This is a genomic window from Paenibacillus glycanilyticus, from assembly GCF_023715145.1.
GTDB classification, from domain to species: Bacteria; Bacillota; Bacilli; order Paenibacillales; family Paenibacillaceae; genus Pristimantibacillus; species Pristimantibacillus glycanilyticus_A.
This window is the reverse complement of the sequence record NZ_JAMBNP010000048.1, coordinates 1-458: the sequence shown is the minus strand read 5'-3', so window position 1 is coordinate 458 and position 458 is coordinate 1. Positions and strand designations below refer to the sequence as shown.

1 protein-coding gene is annotated in these 458 nt (G+C 53.9%); it reads left to right on the top strand.

The features are described from left to right. Window positions 1-108: 108 nt before the first annotated feature. Window positions 109-458, top strand: a 350-nt coding sequence (locus tag M3194_RS30885; protein WP_171289976.1) for a ribonucleotide-diphosphate reductase subunit beta, incomplete at its 3' end; no start/stop codon positions are given.

Here is a 458-nt window from a genome sequence, read left to right as displayed (position 1 = left end):
GATCTAAGGTATTTTTGCCGGGTAACGCTACGCTTACCCGGCCTACGTTTGTGTAGGCCCGGCCAACCCATTCCCGCCGGGCAATACAGTTCAACAGGACTCACTTCAATGGCATACACCACTTTTTCACAGACGAAAAACGATCAGCTGCTGGAACCCATGTTTTTTGGCCAGCCGGTTAACGTGGCCCGCTACGATCAGCAAAAATACGACATCTTTGAAAAGCTGATTGAAAAGCAGCTCTCCTTCTTCTGGCGCCCGGAAGAGGTTGACGTTTCCCGCGATCGCATCGACTACCAGGCGCTACCGGAACACGAAAAACATATTTTCATCAGCAACCTGAAGTACCAGACGCTGCTCGACTCCATCCAGGGCCGTAGCCCGAATGTGGCGCTGCTGCCGCTGATCTCCATCCCGGAGCTGGAGACCTGGGTAGAAACCTGGGCCTTCTCCGAGAC